Source organism: Microcoleus sp. PH2017_24_DOB_U_A (genome assembly GCF_020738205.1).
Classification (GTDB): Bacteria; Cyanobacteriota; Cyanobacteriia; order Cyanobacteriales; family Microcoleaceae; genus Microcoleus.
Map to the genome: position 1 here is coordinate 55,131 of NZ_JAEQCT010000041.1, position 22,317 is coordinate 77,447.

The window sequence follows — 22,317 nt, forward strand, 5'->3', positions numbered from 1 at the left end:
TTGACAGGGTGAACGTTTTAAGATTAGATGATAGCGATTTAGTAACGGTAGATTATGGCGATTTGCTGGACAAAATTTTAGAAGTTTTGCAGGGAAATAACCCATTTAGCATTTCGGGCGATCGCAAACGTTTGCTAATAGATATTGATACACTTGCTAATCAAGTCGCTACTTGCAAAGAAGTACAAAATCCTTTGGGTAATTGTGAGAATCAAGCAGATTATGCTACGGTGAATTTCTTACCGGAAGTTGAGGTGCGCTTTCGGAGTCAAGTTAGGGAAATTGAGGCTTGTTTGCGCCGAAAAGTACAATCTGTTTTGGGAGATAGTGTTACAATTGACCAATTTGTAGTTAGTTTAATTAGTCCGCTAGAGTCTTTTAAAGGTAAGGGAACTCAGTTAGGTTTAAGGTATGACTTTGATAATTTCTATAAAGATTTACAGAAACAGAAGCTGAGTTTGGAATGCTTAGACTCTAATTATGATTCGCTGCTGAAGTTTCATAAAGTAACTATTTCGATCCGCAATGTAGATATTTTCCAAGAAGAATTGCAAGCAGGTTTAAAGAGTTATATTGCTGAAAATACTGGAAATCAAGAGGAGAAGGAAGAACTTAATTTCCTGCTTGAAGAAATGGTAGAAAATGAAACTTCTGATTTTCACCGACTGATTAGAGTTGTGGATCGGGAAACTCTGGGACAACTGAAGAAAGAAGCGAAAATTACTTACTTGGAGTATCTTTTAGAAAATATTGATTCAACTACAGAAAATAGGCGAGGTTTGATTTATCTCCAAGATTTAATCCGGCGTTTGAGGTTAATAGAAGGATATATCAACGATGTCAATAAACCTGATGGTGACTACTTGGTTAGCTATCAGAAAACTCCGGTTAATTACAAAGATATGTTTTCGCGATCGGAAGCTTTCGATTATTTACCGATCGTTCCGATTATAGCAGGTAGTCTGGGAGAAACTACGGATGATGCTGGGGGCGATCGCCAATTTATTTTTGGCCTCAAACTCAAGTTTGGCAATCCTGTGCAATCGCGGGGAGGCGATCGGGTATTCGACTACTATCTTAATTTGTTAAATCCCGACAGCGAGGAACATCTCGCCGCTTTGGAGGAACCAGCCAATCATGAAACCTTCTTCCGCAAGGCATTAAAAACAGCATTTTTGTATCACTTTGTCTTTGCATCATCTCAAAACCCCCTAGCAGCCGATTACAACCCAGAATTAGAATTAGAATACGATCCGATCGCAGGATTTGAGCGAGTAGTTTTACCGATATTACAAAGTTCTAACGAAGAGCATAAAAAGGTGCTTTTTTGCAAATTTTTTAAGCGTTTTCAAGAAATTAATGTCGATTATAAAATTAACTGTCTTAAGCAATTACTGCAAAAATATATCTTAGATAAAACTATTTTATCACCTCGCACAGAATCGCGACTGATTTCGATCAAAAGAGGTCTGCTTCACAATATAGATCGTATCTTAACAACCGGAAAATTTTTCAATGAGGTTGTGGGGCGCAATCCGAAGGAAACACTTCAGTATATTTCTGTGGAAAAACCTAATGTTAATCAAAGAGCAATTTGTCAATTACCAGTCTGTATTAAAATTGAAGATATTCGCTATTTTTCAACTGATGAATCCCAAAGTTTCAGCATGGAATACAATATTAAAGGTATTAAGGCTTTACCAGTGTTTTGGATTCCTAAAGCCGATCGCTCTAGAGATGTTTTTTATAAAAGTTTTCAGCATAAATCCGTGGTTTTTCCCTACAACAACCGACGTTTAGACAGCAATGGAGGCTTGCAAAGACAAGCAACGTTTGTTTACAAGTTTGCTATTTCGCTGATGTCATATATTTCCCTAGGAATCTTGTTACAAAAATTACCCAATAATTTATTTGTGCCGATGGTAAGACTTCACGAAGGCTACCACGAAAACCCTTCGCCTTCAGAAAAATTTATGGCATACCTTTCTAAAGTATTATCTCACATTTTGAGCGAAAAACACCGATCGAATTCCCAAGGATTTCGCATTCTGGGTGACAAGTATCATTTGACAGCCAAAAATGGTTTGAGTTCCCTGTATTCAATCCTGCCTAAAAAGTTTCGATTTAACAATGTACAGTTATCTCCAGAATTGGATAATTTAGCAATTATTACAGTATCGACTAGGGATAGCGATGGGAAAAATGGCGGGAGGCGCGATCGCAGAAAAGCCTGTTTTTTTGGCGAAGTCACCGGAATTAGGTGTCAAGAAGATGGTACTATTCAGGTGGGAATGCTGAAAACTTTCTCGGAAAATTACAGCCTTCAGCGTCTTTATACTCAGCCTTTAATTCTCGCAGATATTGTTAGTCAGTTATATAATAGAGGGTATCGAAAATTTTTATATATATCTCAAGCACCTTATATGAGTACGCTGCATATTACTCAAAATGATGGAGATGATAAATTATTTTTTATGTCGAAAGATATCATCCGAGTTTTGAAAGGAGAACGGGAAGATGTTAGGATTTACCCGGTATTTTGTGACAAATATTATGTACATAGTCCCAAACAGCATCGGGGAGAATCTTTTTATATTCAAGATACAGCAGAGCTTGCCGAGTTGTTTTCGGATAGGAGGAAACAAGCTATTGTGTTTTTTAATTTGTTTAACGGGATTAAAGTTGAACAAGGGGATAAGAACTTTTATAATGGAGTGATTTCCTATTCGACGCTATTGAATATTTATGAAGGTATCCTAGACGATGAAGATATTCGTCAAGGTTTGATTTATGATGGTATAATTAAAGATACTTTGCTACACTATTTGACAATATTTCACTTTTCTCGGTACGAAGCTCGTCAAAAAATCAGTCTCAAGTTAGATCCGTTCGATCGCATTATTGGCAATGACTCAGTTGGTGCTTTATCTGAATTCACTCACGCTGGTGGTAGTGCTACTTTTAATTCGCTGGCTTTTTTGAATAAGGTAAGAGAAGTATTGAACGTAACTGAGACTGTATAATAATCAATAAACAAAACACTCACTTAAATAAATATGACTGTCAAAGTAGGAGACATCGCACCGGATTTTAGCTTATTATCTCAAACTGGCTCATCAGTCAGTCTCAAGGATTTTAAAGGCAAAAAAAATGTCATCGTCTACTTTTACCCCAAAGATGACACGCCCGGATGTACTGCGGAAGCTTGCGCTTTTCGTGATAGTTATGAAGTTTTCAAAGACGCAGGTGCAGAAGTAATTGGGATTAGCGATGATTCGCAGCAGTCTCACCAAAAATTTGCTACCAAATATCAGTTACCTTTCACATTGTTGAGCGATACTGGCAATAAAGTGCGGCAATTGTACGGGGTTCCAGCTACCATGTGGATTATGCCCGGTAGAGTCACTTACGTCATTGACAAACAAGGTGTTGTCAAGCATATTTTTGACTCAATGCTGGATTTTAAGGCGCACGTTGCTGAGTCTCTCAAAACTTTGGAAGGTATTAAAGGTTAGATATGATTGGATCGGATTGATTTAACCGCAGAGAGCGCAGAGAACACAGAGGAAGAGTAAGACAAAGAGAGGAATTTAGTCCTCTCTTTGCTATTAGCAATTATCTAACCTTTCGCAGCACCTGATTTTTCATGTGCTACGTTGTGGGCGGTTTTGCCATTCTTACTATTACCGTGGCCGTTAGCATTGCGAGGCTGGATAACTCCATAGCCGCTTTGACTCTTGCGTTCGTAAAGCACATTAATTTCGCCTGTTTCTGCATTCTGAAACATATAGAAATCGTGGTCGATAATCTGCAATTGTTCTAAAGCTTCTTGCACAGTCATTGGAGGCATGGCAAAATACTTTGTCCGTACTACTTCGGGTGGAAGTTCGGGAGTTCGATCGCCAATCAAATCTGCTACTACAGGATGTTCTTCAACTGCCGTAACCGTTTTGGCACTACTCTGGGTCTTGTTGTCGTGGCGTTTTTCCTTAAATTTCCGCAGTTGACGAGCTATCTTGTCTGCGACCAAATCGATGCTAGCATACAGGCTTTCCGTGCTTTCCTCAGCCCGAATCACGCTGCCGTTAGCATAGATAGTCACCTCAGCAGTCTGCTTAGGATTGATCCTGGGGTTACGAGCCACCGATAGATGGATATCCACTTCCGTCGTCAAAGTTTGAAAATGGCTAACTGCCTTTTCAACTTTTTGATTGACGTACTCGCGAATGGCATCGGTGATTTCTATATTTTTACCCTGGATAACAAGCTTCATAGAGCTCCCTCCCTTCTGTAACGTGGGTATAGTTTATACAATAGCACTATGTATTCTAGAAAACACTTATCTTCCAAATCTTTTTTCATATGTTGACAATTCTTGATTTTAACTGCGTAAATATTCCGTAAAAACACTGTTGATTTTTTTCATGATTTCCCCTCTCATTCATCAACCTGCGATCCCCGAACCGTGCTTGCTCCTCGATTGGGGACAAGTACCCTACTCCCAAGCTTGGGAAATCCAGCAAAAACTGGTGCAAGAGCGCCGGGACAATCCAGATTTGCCTGATGTGCTGATTTTGCTGGAACATCCGCCGGTTTATACTTTGGGGCTGGGATCGAAGTTGGAATTTCTGAAGTTTGACCCGAGCCAAACTCATGCGGAGTTGCACCGAGTTGAGCGGGGCGGGGAGGTGACTTACCATTGTCCTGGCCAGTTGGTGGGCTATCCTATTTTAAATTTGCGCCGCCACCAGCAGGATTTGCACTGGTATTTGCGGCAGTTGGAGGAAGTGCTTTTGGGAGTGCTGGAAGTTTGCGGGCTGAAGGGTTCGCGGGTTCCGGGAATGACTGGGGTTTGGGTGGATGGGTGCAAGGTGGGTGCGATCGGCATTAAAGTCAGTCGCTGGATTACGATGCACGGTTTTGCTTTGAATGTTTGCCCGGATATGGCAGGTTTTGGGCAAATTGTACCTTGCGGGATTCCCGATCGACCGATTGGTAGTTTAGAGCAGTTTATTCCGGGGATTGAGGTCGATCGAGTTAGGGCGATCGTTGTTGCTGAGTTTGCTCGCGTTTTTGGGGTGGAAATTGTGCGATCGGATCGGGAAATTGTGCGATCGGATCAAACGGCGGTTGAAACCGCGTCTACAAACGATGACGTACGGTTGAAACCGCGTCTACAAACCAAGACGTACGGTTGAAACCGCGTCTACAAACGATGACGTACGGTTGAAACCGCGTCTACAAAAACGAAGTCTGCCTCCGCAGACTGAAGAAAATAACGTAAATTTAACCACCCGTTTTTCAACCCGCGGAGGCGGGTTTTGCCTGTGTAGACGCGGTTTCAACCGCCGTCGGATCTATTCGCCGTCGGATCTATTCGCCGTCGGCTCTTAAAACGGAATCGGCTCTTAAAACGGAATCGGATCGTAATCTGGATTGTCAGCTTCGCTTGAGGAACCAGGCTTGCGATCGGACTCAGAAGACTGATGCGAGTTCCAATCAGAACTAGACGGGCGGTTAGCAGGGGCTGGAGCGCTGTTAGAACTGCGACCTCGGGAACTCATGGGAACGACATTGCTCGGCACATTAGCCGGGGCGGTGTCGCGAATTTGAGCGGGTTCGGGGGCGGTTCTAGCTGCGGGTGCAGCGCTCATCGCATCGGCGCCGAGAGTGTAAATTCTTTGGGCTGTCAGTTCAGCGCGCTTTTCTTTGATACCATCTCTGTCGATCGTATTCATACCCAGCCGCCCTTCAATAATCACGCGATCGCCCTCGCGATATTTGTCGTGAATTTCTTGAGCTAAATTGCCCCATCCTATCACCTTCAAATGTTCTGGCGGATCTTCAGGTCTCGACCCTGGAAACTGCACCAGCATCTCAGCGATTTGAAGTTGATTGTCTGGAGTATAACGGAGTTGCGGTTGTTGAATTATTTCCGCCATTAAAATGCAGCTATTCATAACTTAAATGGGAATTGGGAATTGGGAATTGGGAATTGGGCATTGGGCAAAGAGGGAATTGGGCAAAGAGGGAATTAGTCATTGGGAAAGCGAGGGTTTGTAGTGAGGACTTTAGTCCTCTCTTTATATATGAATTAATAAGGACTAAAGTCCTTACTAAGAACTGAATTATCGTTGCATAACCGGACATAATATAATACCCGATTACCCATTACCGATTACCCATTCCCAATTCCCAATTCCCAATTCCCAATTACCCATTACCAAATTTATCTTGTCGAACCGCCTCTTCGCTTTGGGTCACAAAATCGTGAACGAGGGCGCGGTACTCTTTCAAAGTTTCAGATACCCAATCTCTGTCCTCGCTGTTGGCGAAGATATGAACGGTGGGTTCGCTAGCATCGGGCAAAACTAATACCCAATTGTCGTCGCTGTAGTTAAAAATCTTCACTCCATCTATTAATTCTAAACGATCGGGCGAATGAGTTTCTACCAAATGCCGCATGAGCGAACCTTTTACCGTCCAAGGACAGCGGACGCTGTAACTGCGGTGGGTGACGCGGGGAAGTTCCGCTTTGATCTGTCCGAGCGATCGCTCCTGAATCGTCATCATTTCTATCACTTTAGCAATGCAGAACATTCCGTCAAACCCCGGATGCAATTGCGGGAAAATAAAACCCATATTGCCGCTACCGCCCAAAACCACATTCGGGTTCCTGTTAGAGGCTTCCATCAATGCACTTGGGTTTGCCTTAGTGCGGATTACCTTGCTTTGATAGCGGCGGGCGATCGCCTCCACCGCAGAAGACGCATTCACCGGTACTACTACTGTACCTCTGGGATGGGAAGTCAGCATCAAATTTACCATCAGCGCCGTCAGCATTTCCCCACGAATCGCTATTCCCGACTCGTCTACCAAAATGAGCTGTTCGCCGTTCGCAGACACCTGCACGCCAAAATTAGCGCTGAGTGCTTTTACCACCCGGCCGAGTTGGTCGAGCAAATATTCCCGTTCTCCGTTGCTCAGAGAAGTCTGCTTGAGACTGGCATTGAGTACCACCGCATCACAGCCGAATTTGGCGAGCATTTGTGGCAGAATTGCTCCGGAAACCGCGTAAACGTAATCGATCACCACCTTAGAATTGCTGTAGCGAATTGCCTCAACATTCATCTGCCGCTCAAACATCCGGTTGTAAACGTCGAGTGCTTGGTTAAAGTACGACATATCTCCAATTTCGGGAATCAGAGCCCTGCGTAAATCTTCCTTAAAATAAGCGCCCTCGATTTTTTTCTCCGCAGCTTTAGTGATATTGATACCTTTGATATCGAAGAATTCAATTAAAATGTGGTCGGAGCGATCGGGCGAAATCCGAACGTGAATGCCGCCAGCAATTGAGATCGTAGACGAAACCGTGCGCGCGATCGGAATTGCCGTCGATTCCAAATTGACTACATTAATTCCCACCGACATCAAACCCGCAATCAAAGATCTCGAAACCATCCGCGAAATACTGCGCTGATCCCGAGAAACCGATACCGAAGCCCCTGGTTTCAAAGTTGAGCCGTAAGCCGCGCCCAATTTAACGGCAAATTCCGGGGTAATATCCACATTGGCCAGTCCTTGAACGCCCCGCTGGCCGAACAAATTCCGTTTAGCTTGTTCTCCCCAAATTAAATTTTGATTCAACAGAGCGCCGGATTCAATATTTTTGCTCGGCCAGACTCGCACGCTAGGGCCGACTTGCGCCTCTTCTCCGACAATGGACATTGAACCGACGACAGCACCTTCGAGGACGTGGGCGCGCCTGTCTACGCGGGTACTGCGGCAAATCACGCAGGCCCTGAGATGAGCATCTTCGCCGATAATTGCTCCATTCCAGACGATCGGACGTTTAATGTTAGCATCAGCCCCGACTGTCACATTATCTCCGATTACTGAACCCGCGTTAATTTTAACTCGGGCTCCAATTCGGCAATTGTTGCCGATCATGGCAGGTACTTCGACGATCGCGCTATCGTCAATAAAAGTATTTTGACCTACCCAAAGTCCCGATCGAACTTCGTCGTAGTAACTCAAATCCAGTTTGACCTTTCCCCGCAATGCGTCATACTGAGCTTCCCGGTAAACATCCAACTGGCCCACATCGCACCAGTAACCCTCCGCGATGTAACCGTACATCGGCTCGTTTTTTTCCAACAGCAGCGGAAACAAGTCTTTCGAGAAGTCGCACTCTTGATTTGCCGGCAGGTAGTCCAATACTTCCGGTTCTAAAATGTAAGTGCCGGTATTGACGGTATCGGAGAAAATTTCGCTGCTAGAAGGCTTTTCCAGAAAGCGACTGATCCGGTGATTTTCTTCCGTAATTACTACCCCGAATTCCATTGGGTTGGGAACGCGAGTTAAAATTAACGTAGCTTTGGATTTATTGCTGCGGTGAAATTTGATAGCTTCTGTCAAGTCGAAGTCTGTGATGCTATCGCCGCTGATGACCAGAAAAGTTCGATCGAGCAATTCCGCAATATTTTTGACACAACCAGCCGTACCCAGCGGTTGGTCTTCCTCCACAGCGTAGGTCATTTGAACGCCAAACTCGCTGCCGTCAGTAAAATATTCGCGCATGACATCGGGAAGGTAGTGCAGCGTCGCAATAATTTCCGTAATATTATGCCTTTTTAGCAAATTGATAATGTGTTCTGCGATCGGGCGATTCAGAATCGGCACCATCGGTTTAGGTAAATCGCACGTCAGAGGTCTGAGCCTCGTTCCCGACCCCCCAGCCATCAGCACAGCACGCATAAACAATCCTCCTTACTTAGAAACCTCTCTACCGTTATTGTCCGCTAGAAAAAGCTTGCCTGCTGTAACCTGTGGGGTACTAACTATCAGTGTTAATTATCTTTGAGTTATCCCACGTCTCAGAAATCCAGGAAGGAGAAGCCGTCGCCCAACAGCCACCGATTTCAACTTTTGGGTGGAAGCTGAGAAAGGGCGCGATAGAACTCCAATTTGTAGGGAATGTTGCGTAAATCCTCAGAATCATCGACTTTTGCCAGAAGTCGTTTCTTGCATCTTGCACCCTGAAAGGTATCTGCTTGGCTTTTATAGCAACCGCAGCCGACGACTGGACTGTTCTTAATTGCTGAAACCCTTGCTGAATATTGCTTCTTGTTTTTTCCTTCCTCCCTCTTCCTTCCTCCCTCTTCCTTCTTCCTTCTTCCTTCTTCCTTCTTCCTTCTTCCTTCTTCCTTCTGCTATATTTTTCAGTCTGTGGCGATCGGGGATTTTCAAGTCTCTAGCTGAAGGTAGAATTACAAGGGCGTATCTCTGCACCAGAGCAGTTGAAAAATGATAGATTAAGAATAGCGATACAGGCTCGCTGACGAAAAATCCAATCACTCGCTTAGGGGGTTATTTAATGGAACCGTTAATTGGATTAGTGTTGCTAGTCGCTTACGGCGGCGGTATTTGGAAATTTTGGAATGGTTTCGATCGCACTAATTTCGACAGAAGTTTTGCAAATAAGCTGAAACTGTCGCTGCTGTGGCCCGCGTTAATTTTTAATAAGCCTTACCGTCAAAACTTTACAAAAGCACTCAAAGGCTCTAGAAGTTGACACTCTCCGCTCTAAAGAGACGGGGATTCTTTCATCACAGGGAGCCTAGTAGCTTTACCCTCTGAAAGCATCTTGACGGTATGCCCTACCGCTGCAAGCCCACGCTGGACTACTACCTGCGCTGCTGCTACATCTCTATCTGCTTCATATCCACACTCAGGACATTGATGAATTCTTAAGCTCAAAGGCTTCTTTCCTGTATGAGTCTGGCACTGAGGGCAGGTTTGAGATGTACCATTTTTATCTACCTTTAATAAAAATACATCTTTCTTGAAACAAACATATTCCAGAATAGATAGAAATTGTCCAAATCCCGCATCTAGAGTGTGCTTGCAGAGCATCCCTTTTGCCATTGCTTTGACATTCAAATCTTCAGCAAATATCATTCCTGCTTGATTACAGAGATGATGGGCGGTTTTGAAATGGAAATCCTTCCTACTGTCACTGATATGTTGATGGTATCTTGCTACTTTTTTTTGAGCTTTTTGCCAGTTTTTTGACCCGATTCTTTTGCGACTGACTACTTTTTGCAGCGATTTCAGCTTGCGTTGAGCATCCACAAAGAATTTAGGTCTGGCAACTAGTTCATTATCGGAGGTAGCGAGAAATTTCTCTAAACCTAGATCGATTCCTAGGGCATAGCCATGAGGCATGGTAGTAGGGATACTTACATCTAGAGCTAAAGCTAACATGGCAAAGTATCCAGAGGCTCTTTTAACTATTCTGATTTGCTTGACTACAAAACCATCAGGGATAGGTCTAGAATCTCTGAACTTAACTAAGCCAATACTGGGTAGGTTAATCCTATTCCCGATTACTACGGTTTGATTAGGAGTAGGGAACAGGAAACTTCTGATTCTGCCTTTCTTCTTAAACCTCGGAAAGCCAAAACCTGATTCCCACATAGAAGTAAAGGCTTTCTCTAATTGCTTGAGAACTTGCTGCAATACTTGGGAGTGGACAGTTTTTAGCTCTGAATTACTTTGTCTAGCGGTGGTCAAAGATTTGCACTGCACGGCAAAGTTTGGTCTAGGGCTATCAACGGGAATAATGTATTCGGATTTTAGGCTACAGGCGTTGATTGCACATGACCTTGAGTTGTACCAGTCTTTCCGCTCTCTAAGAGCATAATTCCACACCTTGCGACAGACTTCTAACCAGTGGTCAAAGGTCTGAGATTGGGATGAAGTGGGTTCTAGTTTGTACTCGTAGGTCATGTTTAGCATATCTCTATAATAGCTTATCTAGGGCTAAGATGGTAGATAGAAATGGAATAGTGCAATAATTAAAAAATTAAAGCCGTCCTAGAAGGACGGGGCTTTAGACCCAATTTCTTGGTAATTAAAGAATGTCTAAAAAGTCGGAACGCCCAGCAGCAGGTCAAGAGCAGACTTGGTTTGCCAAAGACAAATCAGATAGCTGGCAAGCTTTACTATCGCAGGTTGCATCTCGGTTCGATCGCGAATATCGAGGAGAAGCATTCGCCTTACCCGAAGAAGTCGAAGCAATGCCGATTTTCCTGGAATCAGTCGCCGGAACCCTGCAAGAAAAAACAGTATCTCCCTTCTGGAAAATTGCCAAACCCCAAAAAAATCAGCGCTGTTTAGATATTGGCTGCGGAGTCAGCTTTCTGATCTATCCTTGGCGGGATTGGGAAGCCCTTTTTTACGGTCAAGAAATCAGCAGCGCCGCCCGAGATGCCTTAAACGCTCGCGGCCCTCAACTTAATTCCAAGCTATTTAAAGGCGTAGAATTGGCTCCCGCCCATCGCTTAAATTACGAAGAGGATCAATTTGACTTGTGCATCGCCACAGGCTTTAGTTGCTATTTTCCCATAGATTATTGGGCTATTGTCATGGCAGAAGTGAAGCGAGTATTAAAACCAGGCGGTCATTTTGTGTTTGATGTCCTCAATCCCAATGCACCTCTAGCAGAAGATTGGGCAATTCTGGAAACTTATCGAGCAGGCGAAGTATTCTTAGAGACAATAGAAGACTGGGAAAAAATGATTAAAGTGGCAGGCGCTAAAGTAGTAAAAAAACAAAACGGCGACTTATTCCAAATGTATAAAGTCCAATACAATTGAGAGGGCATGGGGCATGGGGCATGGGGCATGGGGAATTGGGTGAAGCGGAGGGATTGGCCTTCCCAGGGCATGGGGCATGGGGCATGGGGAATTGGTAATTGGGTGGGATTTTTTTAGGTCAGATCCAGTTAAAAATGTAGAGTGCGCCAGCAAATATAAATTGGTTTGCTAGGCAACAAATATTGCAACTGACGCACCCTACTGACTGATCGCCAATTACCAAATACCAATTCCCACCCAATTAACAATTAATTGGCCGTAGCAGGAGAAGGCGCAGGAGAAGGCGCAACTTCGGCGGCGGGAGAAGGCGTAGATTCCGGAGAAGGCGCAGCTTCTGGCGAGGGAGACACTTCAGCGGCGGGAGAAGGCGCAGCTTCTGGGGAGGGGGACACTTCAGCGGCGGGAGAAGGTGCAGCTTCTGGCTGCGGGGACTGTTCGGGGGCTGGTTTCGGTTGGGGAGAAGGAGATTGTTCGGGGGCTGGTTTCGGTTGAGGTGAGGGCGACGGTTTGGTTGCGGGTTTTGGTGAGGGCTGTGGCGACTGTTGGGCCCCTGGTTGCGGTTTGTTAGAGGGCGCCGGAGGCTTCTCAAACTGCGGTTTCACTTCCGCAGGGGCTGGTGACTGTTCGCCTGTCGGCTTGGGTGCTGTCGGGGCTGGCGCTAGCGGCTGCGGGCCTGTGGGCCTGGTTGGGGTTGTGGATGGGGTGACAGGAATGCCACTGCAAACTTTTTCGTCGTATTTAAACGCGACAGCCAACTGGTAAAGCTTGTGGGTGCTGGCTGCTTGAAATGTCAGATTAGGGTTAATAATCGCTGTTTTAGCCACAGTATCGAGAATACCGTAACCTGTGGGGACGATCGGCTTAGGCTCTGCCTTGAGCAAACCTTGAGGGCTGACAACTGCTCCGAAAACTGCCGTTCCTTCGAGTTTTTGCGAGCAAGCTTCTTTGGGATAAGCGACAGTCACAGGAGTCGGCCCCGTCATTTCCAAGTCGGGGTAAGCTCTTTTGAAGTCATTAAACAAAGCAACATAGGTATTAGCAGCAGCCAGCAATGTCTCTCTGTCCTTGGGTAAGTTTGAACCGGGAACTCCCTGCTGTTCTAGCTGTTGCTGTCCCTGGTCAAATTGTTGCCTCCTGATTCTTTCTTCGGGAGTTTCTGCGATGAGATTCCGTTTATTGGGATCTTTTTGAGTCAATTTCGGTACTCCATCGGGCCCTGAATTCCTCCCACCAATGGGGAATTCCGGGGTAAAGACTGGAGCTCCGTCTGGGAATAGCGGGAGTCCGCCTCTACTGGCTATAACCCTTTTGAGAGTCTCTGCCTCATCTTCGGAGGTGCCGCCAGGAAGCTGGGGTAATCCTGTTACTCCTGGTGGCGGTGGGGGGATATTACGATCGAAATTACCGGGTAATGGCGGGAAAATCAAACCGCTGGGAGGCCCTTGGGGGACGAAAGTTGGTGTTTTGAGAGAGGGGGGTTTGACCGTTGGAACTGAAGTTTGTGACTGCGGGGCGGCTGGGGCAGTTAATGGCGGGAGAGGGGGATCGAGAGGCGCAAAGAATCCAGGAGGTGGCATTCCCGGTGGCAGGGCGGGCAAGTTAACCGGTGGAGGGGGCAAAGGGGGAGCTAACTTGGGCGAGGTGGGAACGGGAACTGGTGCGATCGAAAACGGCTTATTGGACGATCGCGGTGGTATGGTTTGTGGCAGGCGGCCGGCTTCTGCGGGAGTTAGTTGTACGAATCCGACGGAACCGGGGATGTTTTTTGAGGAATTGCCACCACCATAGATGATGTTTGAGATTGTCGGGGCGCTTACTCCGAGCACTCCGTGAAGGCCCACAGAAGCTAGGGCTGCCCACCAAAAAGGCTGGCGCAGCGGTTCGGAAAGGGCGTTGGCTAGGGAGGATGAGTCAGTCATGACGATCGAGAATTGGTTATTGGTTATTGGTTATTTGTTACCGATATTTTTTTATGGGGAGCGGGTCAAAACTAAAAAATTTGCAATTTAAAGGTACAAGCATAGCACGATCGCCCTGGAAATTGCCCGATCGCTAGTGCCTTCTCACAAAAAAGACCGCTGCAATACCGTCATTTCCCGGCTGGCAAACTGCATTAATCGATTAAACACGATCGGCCGCTGCGATCGACCCCTGTTTCCAATTCGGTTACAGAAAGGAATTTGGACGGATGACTAAAAAGCTGACTGCATAAGTCTTTTTTCCTCTTCCCTCTTCCCTCTTCCTTCTTCCTTCTTTTTACCACCGATAGCGGTAAGTTTTAAAAGGAGCTCCCTCAACGCTCAGCAAGTCGATCGGATAAATTGGAGCGCCGCTTGCCATATATTGAAACATTTCCCGAACTTCCTCTCCGCGCAGCGACAACTGGTCTAACTCTTTAAGAGAATACCAACCAGCACACAAAGTAAACTCGTCCGGCTTGCTCTTGGGTGGCGTCTTATCTTCAGGACGAGCCACAAAAATCACCCTCAGGCGCACGTTGCCCCTAGGCATCACCGTATGCTCTACCCTGAGAATTCCCTCCACGATCACAGGAATGCCCGCTTCCTGGACAGTATTGCGCTGAGCAGCTTCAAGCAAAGTCTCGCCTTTTTCTACTCGCCCTGCTGGCAGATACCACTGCTGCTCGTACTTGCGCTCTTGTACCAGTAGAAAACGGTCTTCTAAGTGAACGACAACTAGGGTAAAATACAATGTTGGAATCGGCTCGCGAGCCATAGAAGTAGATATTCCCCAAGCAAAAAGTTTAACGAGCAAGAGATGTTAGCCATCCAAAGGATGCTTCGGCAAGCGTCTTTGAAGTTGAAAAATAGATCCTAGCACCCCGGCCGAAAAATCTAAAGTCTAAAATCTAAAATTGATAATGCCATTACCTACCGTGATTTTGCCAGGATATTTTGCTGCTGCTTCAGACTATCGGGAATTAGAAAAATCTTTGGTCGATCGCGGTTTCCCAACTGTAACAGTACCACTGGGCAAGGCAGATTGGTTGCCGACTTTTGGCGGGCGATCGATGGTGCCAATTTTGCGGAAGCTCGATCGCACGGTCAAACAAATGTTACAGCAATACGGCGTCTCTCAAGTAAATCTCATCGGTCATTCCGCAGGCGGCTGGATTTCTCGGATTTATTTAGGCGAAAAGCCTTATACAATTCACGGCGACGTGCGGTCGGATGCGGGTTTGTGGGAAGCTCACCCTTGGGTCAACACTTTAATTAGTTTAGGCACGCCACACGTCTCTCAAGAGCGCTGGACGCGCAAAAATCTAGATTTTGTCAAAATTCATTATCCCGGTGCTTTCCACCCGCAGGTGCGTTACGTCTGCGTTGCTGGGAAATCTGTTTTTGGTAAGCCTAGTTTTGGAACTTGGCTGGCCTATAAAAGTTACGAGTTGACTGTGGGGAAGGGCGAAACTTGGGGCGATGGAATTACGCCGATTGAAGCTGCTCTTTTGGATGGGGCCGAAAATTTGGTGCTGGAGGGTGTTTGGCATTCGCCTCGCTCTCCGGGGAGGTGGTATGGTTCGCTGGAGGTTTTGCCGAATTGGGTTGGGTATTTGTGTTAGAAACGAACCGCGAAGACGCGAAGGACACGAAGAAAGAAAGAAGAAGAAAATAGAAGGGTTCACCAACAATAATTGCCAATAATCGACAATCTCATAAACCCGCCCCCGACTTGAGAGTTATTCGATATTTCTATTAGACATTTGGCAAAAAGAGCTTCAAGAACAGGCAGGATGCCTGTTCCACAAAAATTATGGGAGATATCTATTGAGTTTTTTCCCGCAAGCCATCAACCAAAAACTCATCATCGATCGATCGCCCGCAGCGGCAAACTCATCCCGGTAAATTAGATAACTCTCTATTTCCGACTCGGAAATCAGCCCTTGTTTGACCATTTGTAAAATCGGCCCGGAGTCCAGCAAAGGTTCAAAGGCTTGAATGCCGATGATATCGCTGTGGCTGACAACGGCTTCTAAATCGACGTTACCAAACTTAGCTTCTTTCAGAATGCGGCACAGGTTTCGCCCTACGCATAAATTACCGCCCCGAGAGGCCATCACCTGTTTGAATTTCTCCCGGACAATCTCGACTGACCAAGGTGGATTTGTCAGCCAAAATAGATCCGCATCGCTATCGATAATCACCAGTTTACCACTCGGTTTTAAGATGCGGAAGATTTCTCTGGCTGCTGCGACGGGATCTGGGAGGTGAACAAATAGCAAACGGGCGATCGCAAAATCAAATGTATTATCCTCTAAACCAGTATCTGCGATCGATGCTTGAATGCGATTCACGCGATCGCCTCCTTTGTCCTGCAAATATCCTAGAGCTTTCTCGTGCAATACCGGGTCGATTTCTACGGCTGTTACCGAACTGTTTGGCAGTAATTTTAAAAGTTGTTCGGTAAAAAATCCCGGCCCGCTACCCGCTTCTAAAACATTCATCCCGTCGGCTAAACCGAACCACTTTAAGGTGCGTGCTTCTTTTTCCCAACTGAGCACAACTTGAGCTTTTAATCGCTGGATTTCTGCGTCAAGTTCCAGATTGTACGTACTGGCTTGATACGAACTTTCTGCTGGCATAAAGTCTTCTTTCTTCCTGGAGTGATGCCCCGATTATAGTAGACCTCTTGCAAAATAGCTAGGAACGGGCAAGATGCCCGTTCCACAATTTTTTTTTCTGTGGAATGGGCATCTTGCCCGTTCCAAAATTTGATTAAAACGATTTTTGCAAGAGATCTAGTGTAGGGCAGGCACGCGGGAAATCGGATTATTGGAACCGATGTTCGGAGGCTCTACCTCTCTTATGGAGGGGCATCGGGTGCGATCGCCAAATTAAATCTAAATATCTAAGAGCTAATTTGACTGAGAACGATTATCATTGTATTATGAGTCAACCTACAATCACCGCCGTAGCGGGCCCGCCCGGAAGTGGCAAAACAACCTGGATTCGACAGCAGATAGCCGTCGAGACAGCACCCGTACTGTATTGGTGTCCCGGAACCGGCAATGTGCCGATCGACCAAACCTGCATCGTCGCCGAATTCCCCCAAATCACCATCCTGACAGACGGCCAAGAATCCGAGTTCGCGAAACACCTAAACAACGGCGTTTCAGCTTACATTGAACTGGGATTTTACCTACAATTAACATCAATAGAAAACCTGCTTCAAAGCTTCCCCAGTCGCCGATTCGCTGTCGTACCACCAGACATCAAAAACACCGAATGGCATCAATGGGCGGATGTAATTGTAGAGGGCATAGCCGTTAGCGGCGAACCGGAAAAACTATCAATTTGGCGCAGCCCCGCCAGCGGACAAGTCCTCGATCCAGCCAGCCTCGATCTGTTTTGGTATGAAGAAATGACCCAAGGAGCCTACGGCAAAATCCACCGAGCCAAAGGCATCTTTGACATAGCCGACGGGCGATCTTTCTACTTCGACTTCGCCGCGAAATTCCAAGAAACTGCCCACGAAGAATTGCCACTTCCCCGCTGGCTAGAAGGCCGCCCCCAAAGATTTAGCGGCATAGAAATAGTCGGCGAAAATCTTGATGAAACAGCATTAGGACAAACTCTAGAAGATTGCTGTCTCTCCGAAACAATTATGTTGAATTACCAACAACAAGTCAAAGAATCACTTTCATTAGGAGAAGAAGCAGAATGAAAATAGCAGTTATGTCCTGCATTCACGGCAACTATGAAGCCTTAAATGCAGTTTTATCAGACATTGACGAACAACAAGCCGATAAAATCTTTTGTCTCGGAGATTTAGTCGGCTACGGGCCCAATCCCCACGCCGTAGTAGAAATGATTCGATCGCTCGACATTCCCACTTGCGTCGGCTGTTGGGATGAAGATATCGTCGAAGGTTTGAACTCCTGCGAATGCAGCTATCCCTCAGCTTTAGCCGAAAAAAGAGGCAAATTAGCCCACGAATGGACTAACAATCAAATCTTCCCAGAAACGCGAGAATATTTAGCCACTTTGCCGCACAGTTTGCGAGAAGAAAATATGTGTTTTGTTCACGGTAGCCCTCACAGCAATCATGAATATTTACTGCCGACAATGGATGCTTTTTCTGCCTTAGAGCGGGTATTTTCGGCGGGTGCTGACGTGCTGTTTTGCGGTCACACTCATGTACCATATGTTCGCACTTTAGATGCTGGAAATATGCAGGTTAGAGTCAGCGGGCCGAGCATTGAAGGAGATAAAGATTTAAGTTTTACTGCTCCTTTAAAGCGGATTGTGAATGTTGGTTCTGTAGGAGAACCGCGCCACGGTAGACCGAATGCTACCTATGTGATTTATGATGTTGACGCGCAACAGGTGATATTGCGAGAAGTGGAATATGACTATCAAACTACTTGCGCTGCAATTATTGAAAAAGGTTTGCCGCCGATTTTTGCTTGGCGTTTGGCTAGAGGTTTGGAATATGCCGAAAGAGCTGACGATCCAACTCATGTTTGTGAGAGATAGATAAACAGTTGACAGTTGACAGTTGACAATTGACAATTCAATCATTCCAATGCAACCAGAAACGATATGAATCGGCGGTTGAAACCGCTACTACAAAAACGAAGTCCGCCGACGCGGACTAAGAGTAAAGGAGAGATTCAGAACTTTTTCCTTTATCTTACTTCGCGTCCTTTGCGCCTTCGCGGTTCGTTCAAAACAATCTCCGAAAAAAACCTTTAGTATCAACAACAATAAACAATGAAAAACTGGGCAATATTAACAGGAATCGAAGGGAATTTGATAGCTTACGAAGCTGTACTAGCTGACATAAAACGCCTGAGAATTCGCGTTGACGAATTGTATATTTTAGGCGATTTAGTCGGCCCGAATCCCGATTGCGAAAAATTAGTGCAGCGAGTTCGATCGCCCAAACGAGGAGAAATCGCACCTCAAATCTGTATCGGGTGGTGGGAAGAACAGTGTTTTAACTTATATGGAATAGGTTCTAGCCCTGATGCGACAGAATTGCAACAAAAATACGGTGCTGAGACGATTAAGTTGCTCTGGGATTCTGTCAGCCGAAAAACTGTAGAGTGGTTGCGCTCTTTGAATTTTGGTTTTCATGAATTGGATTGTTTGTTGATTCATGGGAGTACCGTTAGCGCATCTGATGAGCTTACCCCGGAGACTCCGCCGCCTGTGATGCTCGATCGCGTAATCCGTGCTGATGCTAATAATTTGTTTTGCGGGCGATCGGGCTTAGCATTTGAGTATCAATTACAGCCAACTATTCTCAATAACTGGGTAATGACACTTGATTCTCAAGAGCCTCCTGCAACGGTGTCTGCAACTGCGCGAAGGGCGATCGGAGTTGGGAATGTCGGGCGGATCGCCGATCGAGCAACTTATACCCTGTACGACCCAGATACCGATACAGTCAAGTTCCGAAACGTCTCTTACAGCACCCGCAAAGGGTTTCAACCTTCTTGACTCCGGAATTGGAATTTCCAGCTAGTTGATATAGATTATCAATTAACTTAGACTGTAATAGTATCCAAAGTAGCGATCGCGCTAAACCTAAATCCTATGACTCTTTCAACCTACACTCCAGCCTTGTACTCTAATCTCAGACAGCAGACTTTCACCTGCCGTCAGTTAGTACCCATGCCCTTTAACGGCTTACTGCGAATTGAACGGGGAGCCGTCCGAACCATGACCTGGAGCGAACAGGGAACACCAATAACCCTCGGATATTGGGGAGTTGGAGACGTACTCGGTCACTCGCTGTCAGGCATTGAACCTTATCAAATTGAGTGCAAAACTCATGTAGAAGTGAGTTACATTCCTCAAAATTTGTGCTATCAATCCTTAGATGAAATTTTCAGACACTTTCAGCAAACTCAAGAATTTTTCTGCATTGTGCGTAGCGAATATCTGCGGGATAGATTGGTGCAACTATTAGCTTGGTTGGCAAAAAAATTTGGTCGGGAAGTAGCACAAGGAATCTTAATCGATCTGAGATTGACTCACCAGGAGATTTCTGAGGCGATGGGAATTACGCGGATTACCGTCACGCGCCTGATGTGTCGGCTGGAGCAGGAGGGAATTATCGATCGCACTCGCCCTCAATACATTGTTTTAAATTCCCGTTTGTAACATGGGATTAATCTGGAAAAGAGATGACAGTCAAGTGTTCAAGAGTCATCAGCTAGCTGAGCAATAATTCTAGGGCTTGCGCTTACAGCACATTTTAGATATCATGAGAATGATTATCATACTTAGTCTAGTGCGATCGCCCGTATCGCCTGGATTTCAGCTATCAAGTGCGATCCTCTTCGAGGACTGCGCTAACGACAATTGCCTTGGGAAGCGCAGTGCCTTTCCCAATTAACAGCAGGGCTTCTACAATTAATAGATGAGGGACAATGACTAATCTCACTGTACAAACCCCAGATTTAATTTCCGATTTTCCCAAAAAAGGAATGCCAGTAACTATAATTACCGGATTTCTCGGCAGTGGAAAAACCACTTTACTCAATCAAATACTCAAAAACCGCCAAGATTTAAAAGTAGCAGTTTTAGTTAACGAATTTGGCGATATCAACATCGATTCGCAGCTTTTAATTTCTACCGAAGATGACATGGTAGAATTGAGCAACGGCTGTATTTGTTGTACCATCAACGAAGGCTTAGTCGATGCCGTCTACCGAGTTTTAGAACGGGAAGAACCCATCGACTGCATGGTGATTGAAACCACCGGAGTTGCCGATCCTCTACCGATCATATTGACATTTTTAGGCACTGAATTGCGGGATTTAACCAGTTTAGATTCTGTACTCACCGTAGTCGATAGCGAAACATTCACTCCCGAACATTTTGACAGCGAAGCAGCTTTAAAACAAGTGGCATTTGCAGATATTGTGCTGATGAACAAAACTGATTTAGCTCCTCAAGCAAAAGTAGAAGAGTTAGAAGCTTACATTCGCACAGTTAAGGAAGGAGCGAGAATTCTCCACTCTCAACACGGTGAAGTTCCTTTACCCTTAATTTTGGGTGTAGGTTTAACACAAGCCGATCTTTTTGATAGTGTTGAAGCAGAGGAAAAACACGAGCATCACGAACACCATCACGAACAGGATCATCATCACGAACATCATCACGAACATCACCATCACAGACATCACTCCAATCACTTAGACAATGACGGATTTGTTTCGCTATCATTTGAGAGCGATCGACCTTTTTATCTTCACAAATTCCAAGAATTCCTCACCGAAAAAATGCCCTTAGATGTATTTCGAGCAAAAGGCATTCTCTGGTTTGAAGACAGTCCGATGAGACACATTTTTCAACTTAGCGGCGCGCGCTATGAATTAAACGCTTACGAATGGTTGACTCCACCTAAAAATCAACTCGTAGTCATCGGCCGCAACTTAGATACTGCTCAAATTCGAGAACAACTTAACAGTTGCTTAGTTTAAGATTTCATCAATCTAAGTATCACGTCCAGGATTCTAGCCGACACATTTTACATTAGGTATCGACAATATTTAGTGTGGAACAGGCATCCTGCCTGTTCAAGACAATTTTTTGGGGAGATATCTATTTAATTTCGCCGTTAGTGGTTGCAATTTTTGCTGTTCACAAATCGTGTAAATACTAACGGCAAATTTTACATTTATATCGATAAAACTCATCCAAAAAAATCTCAATATTTTAATATTACATTTTGTAAATCTTGTTATAATCAGGTAGCAACCAAAAGTCCATACCGACTGTTAAACATTCTCACAAACTGCAAGCATGACTTTATCTACTCGCCCAGAACTGACTTCTCCAAATGGTGTAGTGTCATCAATTCCTACTCAATCTCAACCCCCTGTCTCAGATGAAGAAATGAGACAAGCAGTGCGTACATTGCTGCTAGGATTGGGAGAAGACCCAGACCGTGAAGGGTTACGAGATACACCGAAACGAGTTGTCAAAGCCTTGCAGTTTCTAACTGGAGGTTATCGTCAATCTCTCGACGAACTGCTCAACGGAGCGGTGTTCACAGAGAATGCTAACGAAATGGTATTAGTGCGGGACATTGATATTTTCAGTTCCTGCGAACATCATATTCTGCCAATTATTGGCAAAGCACACGTTGCTTACATTCCCAACGGCAAAGTAATTGGACTGTCAAAAATCGCTCGAATTTGTGAAATGTACGGCCGCAGATTGCAAGTACAAGAACGCTTGACTGCACAAATTGCTGATGCACTTCAAGGATTGCTAAAACCTCAAGGTGTAGCAGTTGTAATTGAAGCAACTCATATGTGTATGGTAATGCGTGGCGTGCAAAAACCAGGTTCTTGGACTGCGACTTCAGCAATGCGTGGCGTGTTTGCTGAAGATTCCAGAACTCGTCAAGAATTTATGAGTTTAATCGCACACAAATCAAGTTTTCACTAGCTAGAATTGTCTGCGAAAACTTCCGTATTTGCAGGCTGAACAAAGAAAAGAGAGTCATATTAGATTACCATATTTCTCTCTTTTCCTTTCCTCCCTCTGCGCCCTCTGCGCCCTCTGCGGTAAAAAATCTGGCGTTGCTGAATCAGGGTATGAGACGAGAAAAAATGCGAGATTGGAGCCGAAAATGATTTCTGGGATTTTGATTGGGAATTGGAACATCTCCAAAT

General features: G+C 45.3%; 22 protein-coding genes. 14 read left to right on the forward strand and 8 right to left on the reverse strand.

Annotation, left to right across the window (positions count from 1 at the left end; translation table 11 throughout):
• Positions 1-8 precede the first annotated feature (8 nt).
• Together JGK07_RS12185 and JGK07_RS12190 are read left to right on the forward strand one after the other, a co-directional pair.
• A complete protein-coding gene (locus JGK07_RS12185; protein WP_293183471.1) occupies positions 9-3,023 on the forward strand; it encodes a hypothetical protein in 3,015 nt (1,004 codons plus the stop codon).
• 33 nt (positions 3,024-3,056) lie between these two features.
• Positions 3,057-3,515 carry a peroxiredoxin gene (locus tag JGK07_RS12190; protein WP_293183473.1) on the forward strand — a complete coding sequence of 153 codons (459 nt, stop codon included), beginning with the start codon at positions 3,057-3,059 and terminating at the stop codon, positions 3,513-3,515.
• A 104-nt stretch (positions 3,516-3,619) separates the two neighbouring features.
• On the opposite strand, the gene raiA is transcribed toward JGK07_RS12190, so the two are convergent.
• The gene (gene raiA / locus JGK07_RS12195) at positions 3,620-4,273 is read right to left on the reverse strand and encodes a ribosome-associated translation inhibitor RaiA (protein ID WP_293183475.1); all 654 of its coding nucleotides are present in this window, start codon (positions 4,271-4,273) and stop codon (positions 3,620-3,622) included.
• Positions 4,274-4,424: 151 nt separating this feature from the next.
• Between raiA and lipB the strand changes: the two genes are divergently transcribed.
• Positions 4,425-5,198: a lipoyl(octanoyl) transferase LipB gene (gene lipB / locus JGK07_RS12200; protein ID WP_293183477.1), complete on the forward strand. Its 774-nt coding sequence runs from the start codon at positions 4,425-4,427 to the stop codon at positions 5,196-5,198.
• A 210-nt stretch (positions 5,199-5,408) separates the two neighbouring features.
• On the opposite strand, the gene JGK07_RS12205 is transcribed toward lipB, so the two are convergent.
• Both JGK07_RS12205 and JGK07_RS12210 read right to left on the reverse strand, forming a co-directional pair.
• Positions 5,409-5,960: a single-stranded DNA-binding protein gene (locus JGK07_RS12205; protein WP_293183479.1), complete on the reverse strand. Its 552-nt coding sequence runs from the start codon at positions 5,958-5,960 to the stop codon at positions 5,409-5,411.
• 253 nt (positions 5,961-6,213) lie between these two features.
• Positions 6,214-8,757 (reverse strand): mannose-1-phosphate guanyltransferase, encoded by a 2,544-nt coding sequence (locus tag JGK07_RS12210; RefSeq protein ID WP_293183481.1) that lies wholly within the window; start codon positions 8,755-8,757, stop codon positions 6,214-6,216.
• An 89-nt stretch (positions 8,758-8,846) separates the two neighbouring features.
• On the opposite strand from JGK07_RS12210, the gene JGK07_RS12215 reads away from it, so the two are divergent.
• Positions 8,847-8,987 (forward strand): hypothetical protein, encoded by a 141-nt coding sequence (locus JGK07_RS12215; RefSeq protein WP_293183483.1) that lies wholly within the window; start codon positions 8,847-8,849, stop codon positions 8,985-8,987.
• Positions 8,988-9,093: 106 nt separating this feature from the next.
• On the opposite strand, the gene JGK07_RS12220 is transcribed toward JGK07_RS12215, so the two are convergent.
• Entirely contained in the window at positions 9,094-9,357 is a 264-nt protein-coding gene (locus JGK07_RS12220; RefSeq protein ID WP_293183485.1) for a hypothetical protein, read from the reverse strand.
• A 19-nt stretch (positions 9,358-9,376) separates the two neighbouring features.
• Here JGK07_RS12220 and JGK07_RS12225 point away from each other — a divergent pair, with 19 nt between their 5' ends.
• Positions 9,377-9,574, forward strand: a complete 198-nt coding sequence (locus JGK07_RS12225; RefSeq protein WP_293149854.1) for a hypothetical protein — start codon at positions 9,377-9,379, stop codon at positions 9,572-9,574.
• 11 nt (positions 9,575-9,585) lie between these two features.
• Here the strand turns inward: JGK07_RS12225 and JGK07_RS12230 are convergent, their stop codons facing one another.
• The gene (locus JGK07_RS12230) at positions 9,586-10,800 is read right to left on the reverse strand and encodes a transposase (protein WP_293183487.1); all 1,215 of its coding nucleotides are present in this window, start codon (positions 10,798-10,800) and stop codon (positions 9,586-9,588) included.
• Between the two features lie 122 nt (positions 10,801-10,922).
• Here JGK07_RS12230 and JGK07_RS12235 point away from each other — a divergent pair, with 122 nt between their 5' ends.
• Entirely contained in the window at positions 10,923-11,660 is a 738-nt protein-coding gene (locus tag JGK07_RS12235) for a class I SAM-dependent methyltransferase (RefSeq protein ID WP_293230950.1), read from the forward strand.
• A gap of 248 nt (positions 11,661-11,908) precedes the next feature.
• Here the strand turns inward: JGK07_RS12235 and JGK07_RS12240 are convergent, their stop codons facing one another.
• Positions 11,909-13,579, reverse strand: coding sequence for a hypothetical protein (locus JGK07_RS12240; protein WP_293183491.1), 1,671 nt, complete (start codon positions 13,577-13,579; stop codon positions 11,909-11,911).
• A 337-nt stretch (positions 13,580-13,916) separates the two neighbouring features.
• Positions 13,917-14,396, reverse strand: a complete 480-nt coding sequence (locus JGK07_RS12245) for an NUDIX domain-containing protein (RefSeq protein ID WP_293149848.1) — start codon at positions 14,394-14,396, stop codon at positions 13,917-13,919.
• A gap of 145 nt (positions 14,397-14,541) precedes the next feature.
• Between JGK07_RS12245 and JGK07_RS12250 the strand changes: the two genes are divergently transcribed.
• Positions 14,542-15,243: an alpha/beta hydrolase gene (locus tag JGK07_RS12250; protein ID WP_293183493.1), complete on the forward strand. Its 702-nt coding sequence runs from the start codon at positions 14,542-14,544 to the stop codon at positions 15,241-15,243.
• Between the two features lie 189 nt (positions 15,244-15,432).
• Here the strand turns inward: JGK07_RS12250 and JGK07_RS12255 are convergent, their stop codons facing one another.
• On the reverse strand, positions 15,433-16,263 hold the full coding sequence (locus JGK07_RS12255; RefSeq protein WP_293224722.1) for a class I SAM-dependent methyltransferase: 831 nt from the start codon (positions 16,261-16,263) through the stop codon (positions 15,433-15,435).
• Between the two features lie 305 nt (positions 16,264-16,568).
• On the opposite strand from JGK07_RS12255, the gene JGK07_RS12260 reads away from it, so the two are divergent.
• From JGK07_RS12260 to JGK07_RS12290, 7 genes are all read left to right on the forward strand, one after another.
• The gene (locus tag JGK07_RS12260) at positions 16,569-17,345 is read left to right on the forward strand and encodes a GTP-binding protein (RefSeq protein ID WP_293183497.1); all 777 of its coding nucleotides are present in this window, start codon (positions 16,569-16,571) and stop codon (positions 17,343-17,345) included.
• Entirely contained in the window at positions 17,342-18,157 is an 816-nt protein-coding gene (locus JGK07_RS12265; protein WP_293183499.1) for a metallophosphoesterase family protein, read from the forward strand. The genes JGK07_RS12260 and JGK07_RS12265 overlap by 4 nt, the downstream gene beginning before the upstream one ends.
• A gap of 237 nt (positions 18,158-18,394) precedes the next feature.
• On the forward strand, positions 18,395-19,126 hold the full coding sequence (locus JGK07_RS12270) for a metallophosphoesterase family protein (protein ID WP_293224720.1): 732 nt from the start codon (positions 18,395-18,397) through the stop codon (positions 19,124-19,126).
• A 96-nt stretch (positions 19,127-19,222) separates the two neighbouring features.
• Positions 19,223-19,792, forward strand: a complete 570-nt coding sequence (locus tag JGK07_RS12275) for a Crp/Fnr family transcriptional regulator (RefSeq protein ID WP_293183503.1) — start codon at positions 19,223-19,225, stop codon at positions 19,790-19,792.
• A gap of 269 nt (positions 19,793-20,061) precedes the next feature.
• Positions 20,062-21,117: a GTP-binding protein gene (locus JGK07_RS12280; protein ID WP_293224718.1), complete on the forward strand. Its 1,056-nt coding sequence runs from the start codon at positions 20,062-20,064 to the stop codon at positions 21,115-21,117.
• 322 nt (positions 21,118-21,439) lie between these two features.
• Positions 21,440-22,090, forward strand: a complete 651-nt coding sequence (gene folE, locus JGK07_RS12285) for a GTP cyclohydrolase I FolE (protein WP_293153275.1) — start codon at positions 21,440-21,442, stop codon at positions 22,088-22,090.
• Between the two features lie 28 nt (positions 22,091-22,118).
• Positions 22,119-22,317: hypothetical protein (locus JGK07_RS12290; RefSeq protein ID WP_293224716.1), on the forward strand; the 199-nt coding region annotated here is incomplete at its 3' end.

Bases quoted from the DNA above. Each gene is read 5' to 3' on its own strand.
- raiA (WP_293183475.1), bottom strand. From the start codon at position 4,273: ATGAAGCTTGTTATCCAGGGTAAAAATATAGAAATCACCGATGCCATT.
- JGK07_RS12205 (WP_293183479.1), bottom strand. From the start codon at position 5,960: ATGAATAGCTGCATTTTAATGGCGGAAATAATTCAACAACCGCAACTC.
- JGK07_RS12225 (WP_293149854.1), top strand. From the start codon at position 9,377: ATGGAACCGTTAATTGGATTAGTGTTGCTAGTCGCTTACGGCGGCGGT.
- JGK07_RS12210 (WP_293183481.1), bottom strand. From the start codon at position 8,757: ATGCGTGCTGTGCTGATGGCTGGGGGGTCGGGAACGAGGCTCAGACCT.
- JGK07_RS12280 (WP_293224718.1), top strand. From the start codon at position 20,062: ATGACTAATCTCACTGTACAAACCCCAGATTTAATTTCCGATTTTCCC.
- JGK07_RS12235 (WP_293230950.1), top strand. From the start codon at position 10,923: ATGTCTAAAAAGTCGGAACGCCCAGCAGCAGGTCAAGAGCAGACTTGG.
- JGK07_RS12270 (WP_293224720.1), top strand. From the start codon at position 18,395: ATGAAAAACTGGGCAATATTAACAGGAATCGAAGGGAATTTGATAGCT.
- JGK07_RS12265 (WP_293183499.1), top strand. From the start codon at position 17,342: ATGAAAATAGCAGTTATGTCCTGCATTCACGGCAACTATGAAGCCTTA.
- JGK07_RS12255 (WP_293224722.1), bottom strand. From the start codon at position 16,263: ATGCCAGCAGAAAGTTCGTATCAAGCCAGTACGTACAATCTGGAACTT.
- JGK07_RS12240 (WP_293183491.1), bottom strand. From the start codon at position 13,579: ATGACTGACTCATCCTCCCTAGCCAACGCCCTTTCCGAACCGCTGCGC.
- JGK07_RS12230 (WP_293183487.1), bottom strand. From the start codon at position 10,800: ATGCTAAACATGACCTACGAGTACAAACTAGAACCCACTTCATCCCAA.
- folE (WP_293153275.1), top strand. From the start codon at position 21,440: ATGACTTTATCTACTCGCCCAGAACTGACTTCTCCAAATGGTGTAGTG.
- JGK07_RS12250 (WP_293183493.1), top strand. From the start codon at position 14,542: ATGCCATTACCTACCGTGATTTTGCCAGGATATTTTGCTGCTGCTTCA.
- JGK07_RS12260 (WP_293183497.1), top strand. From the start codon at position 16,569: ATGAGTCAACCTACAATCACCGCCGTAGCGGGCCCGCCCGGAAGTGGC.
- lipB (WP_293183477.1), top strand. From the start codon at position 4,425: ATGATTTCCCCTCTCATTCATCAACCTGCGATCCCCGAACCGTGCTTG.
- JGK07_RS12190 (WP_293183473.1), top strand. From the start codon at position 3,057: ATGACTGTCAAAGTAGGAGACATCGCACCGGATTTTAGCTTATTATCT.
- JGK07_RS12275 (WP_293183503.1), top strand. From the start codon at position 19,223: ATGACTCTTTCAACCTACACTCCAGCCTTGTACTCTAATCTCAGACAG.
- JGK07_RS12245 (WP_293149848.1), bottom strand. From the start codon at position 14,396: ATGGCTCGCGAGCCGATTCCAACATTGTATTTTACCCTAGTTGTCGTT.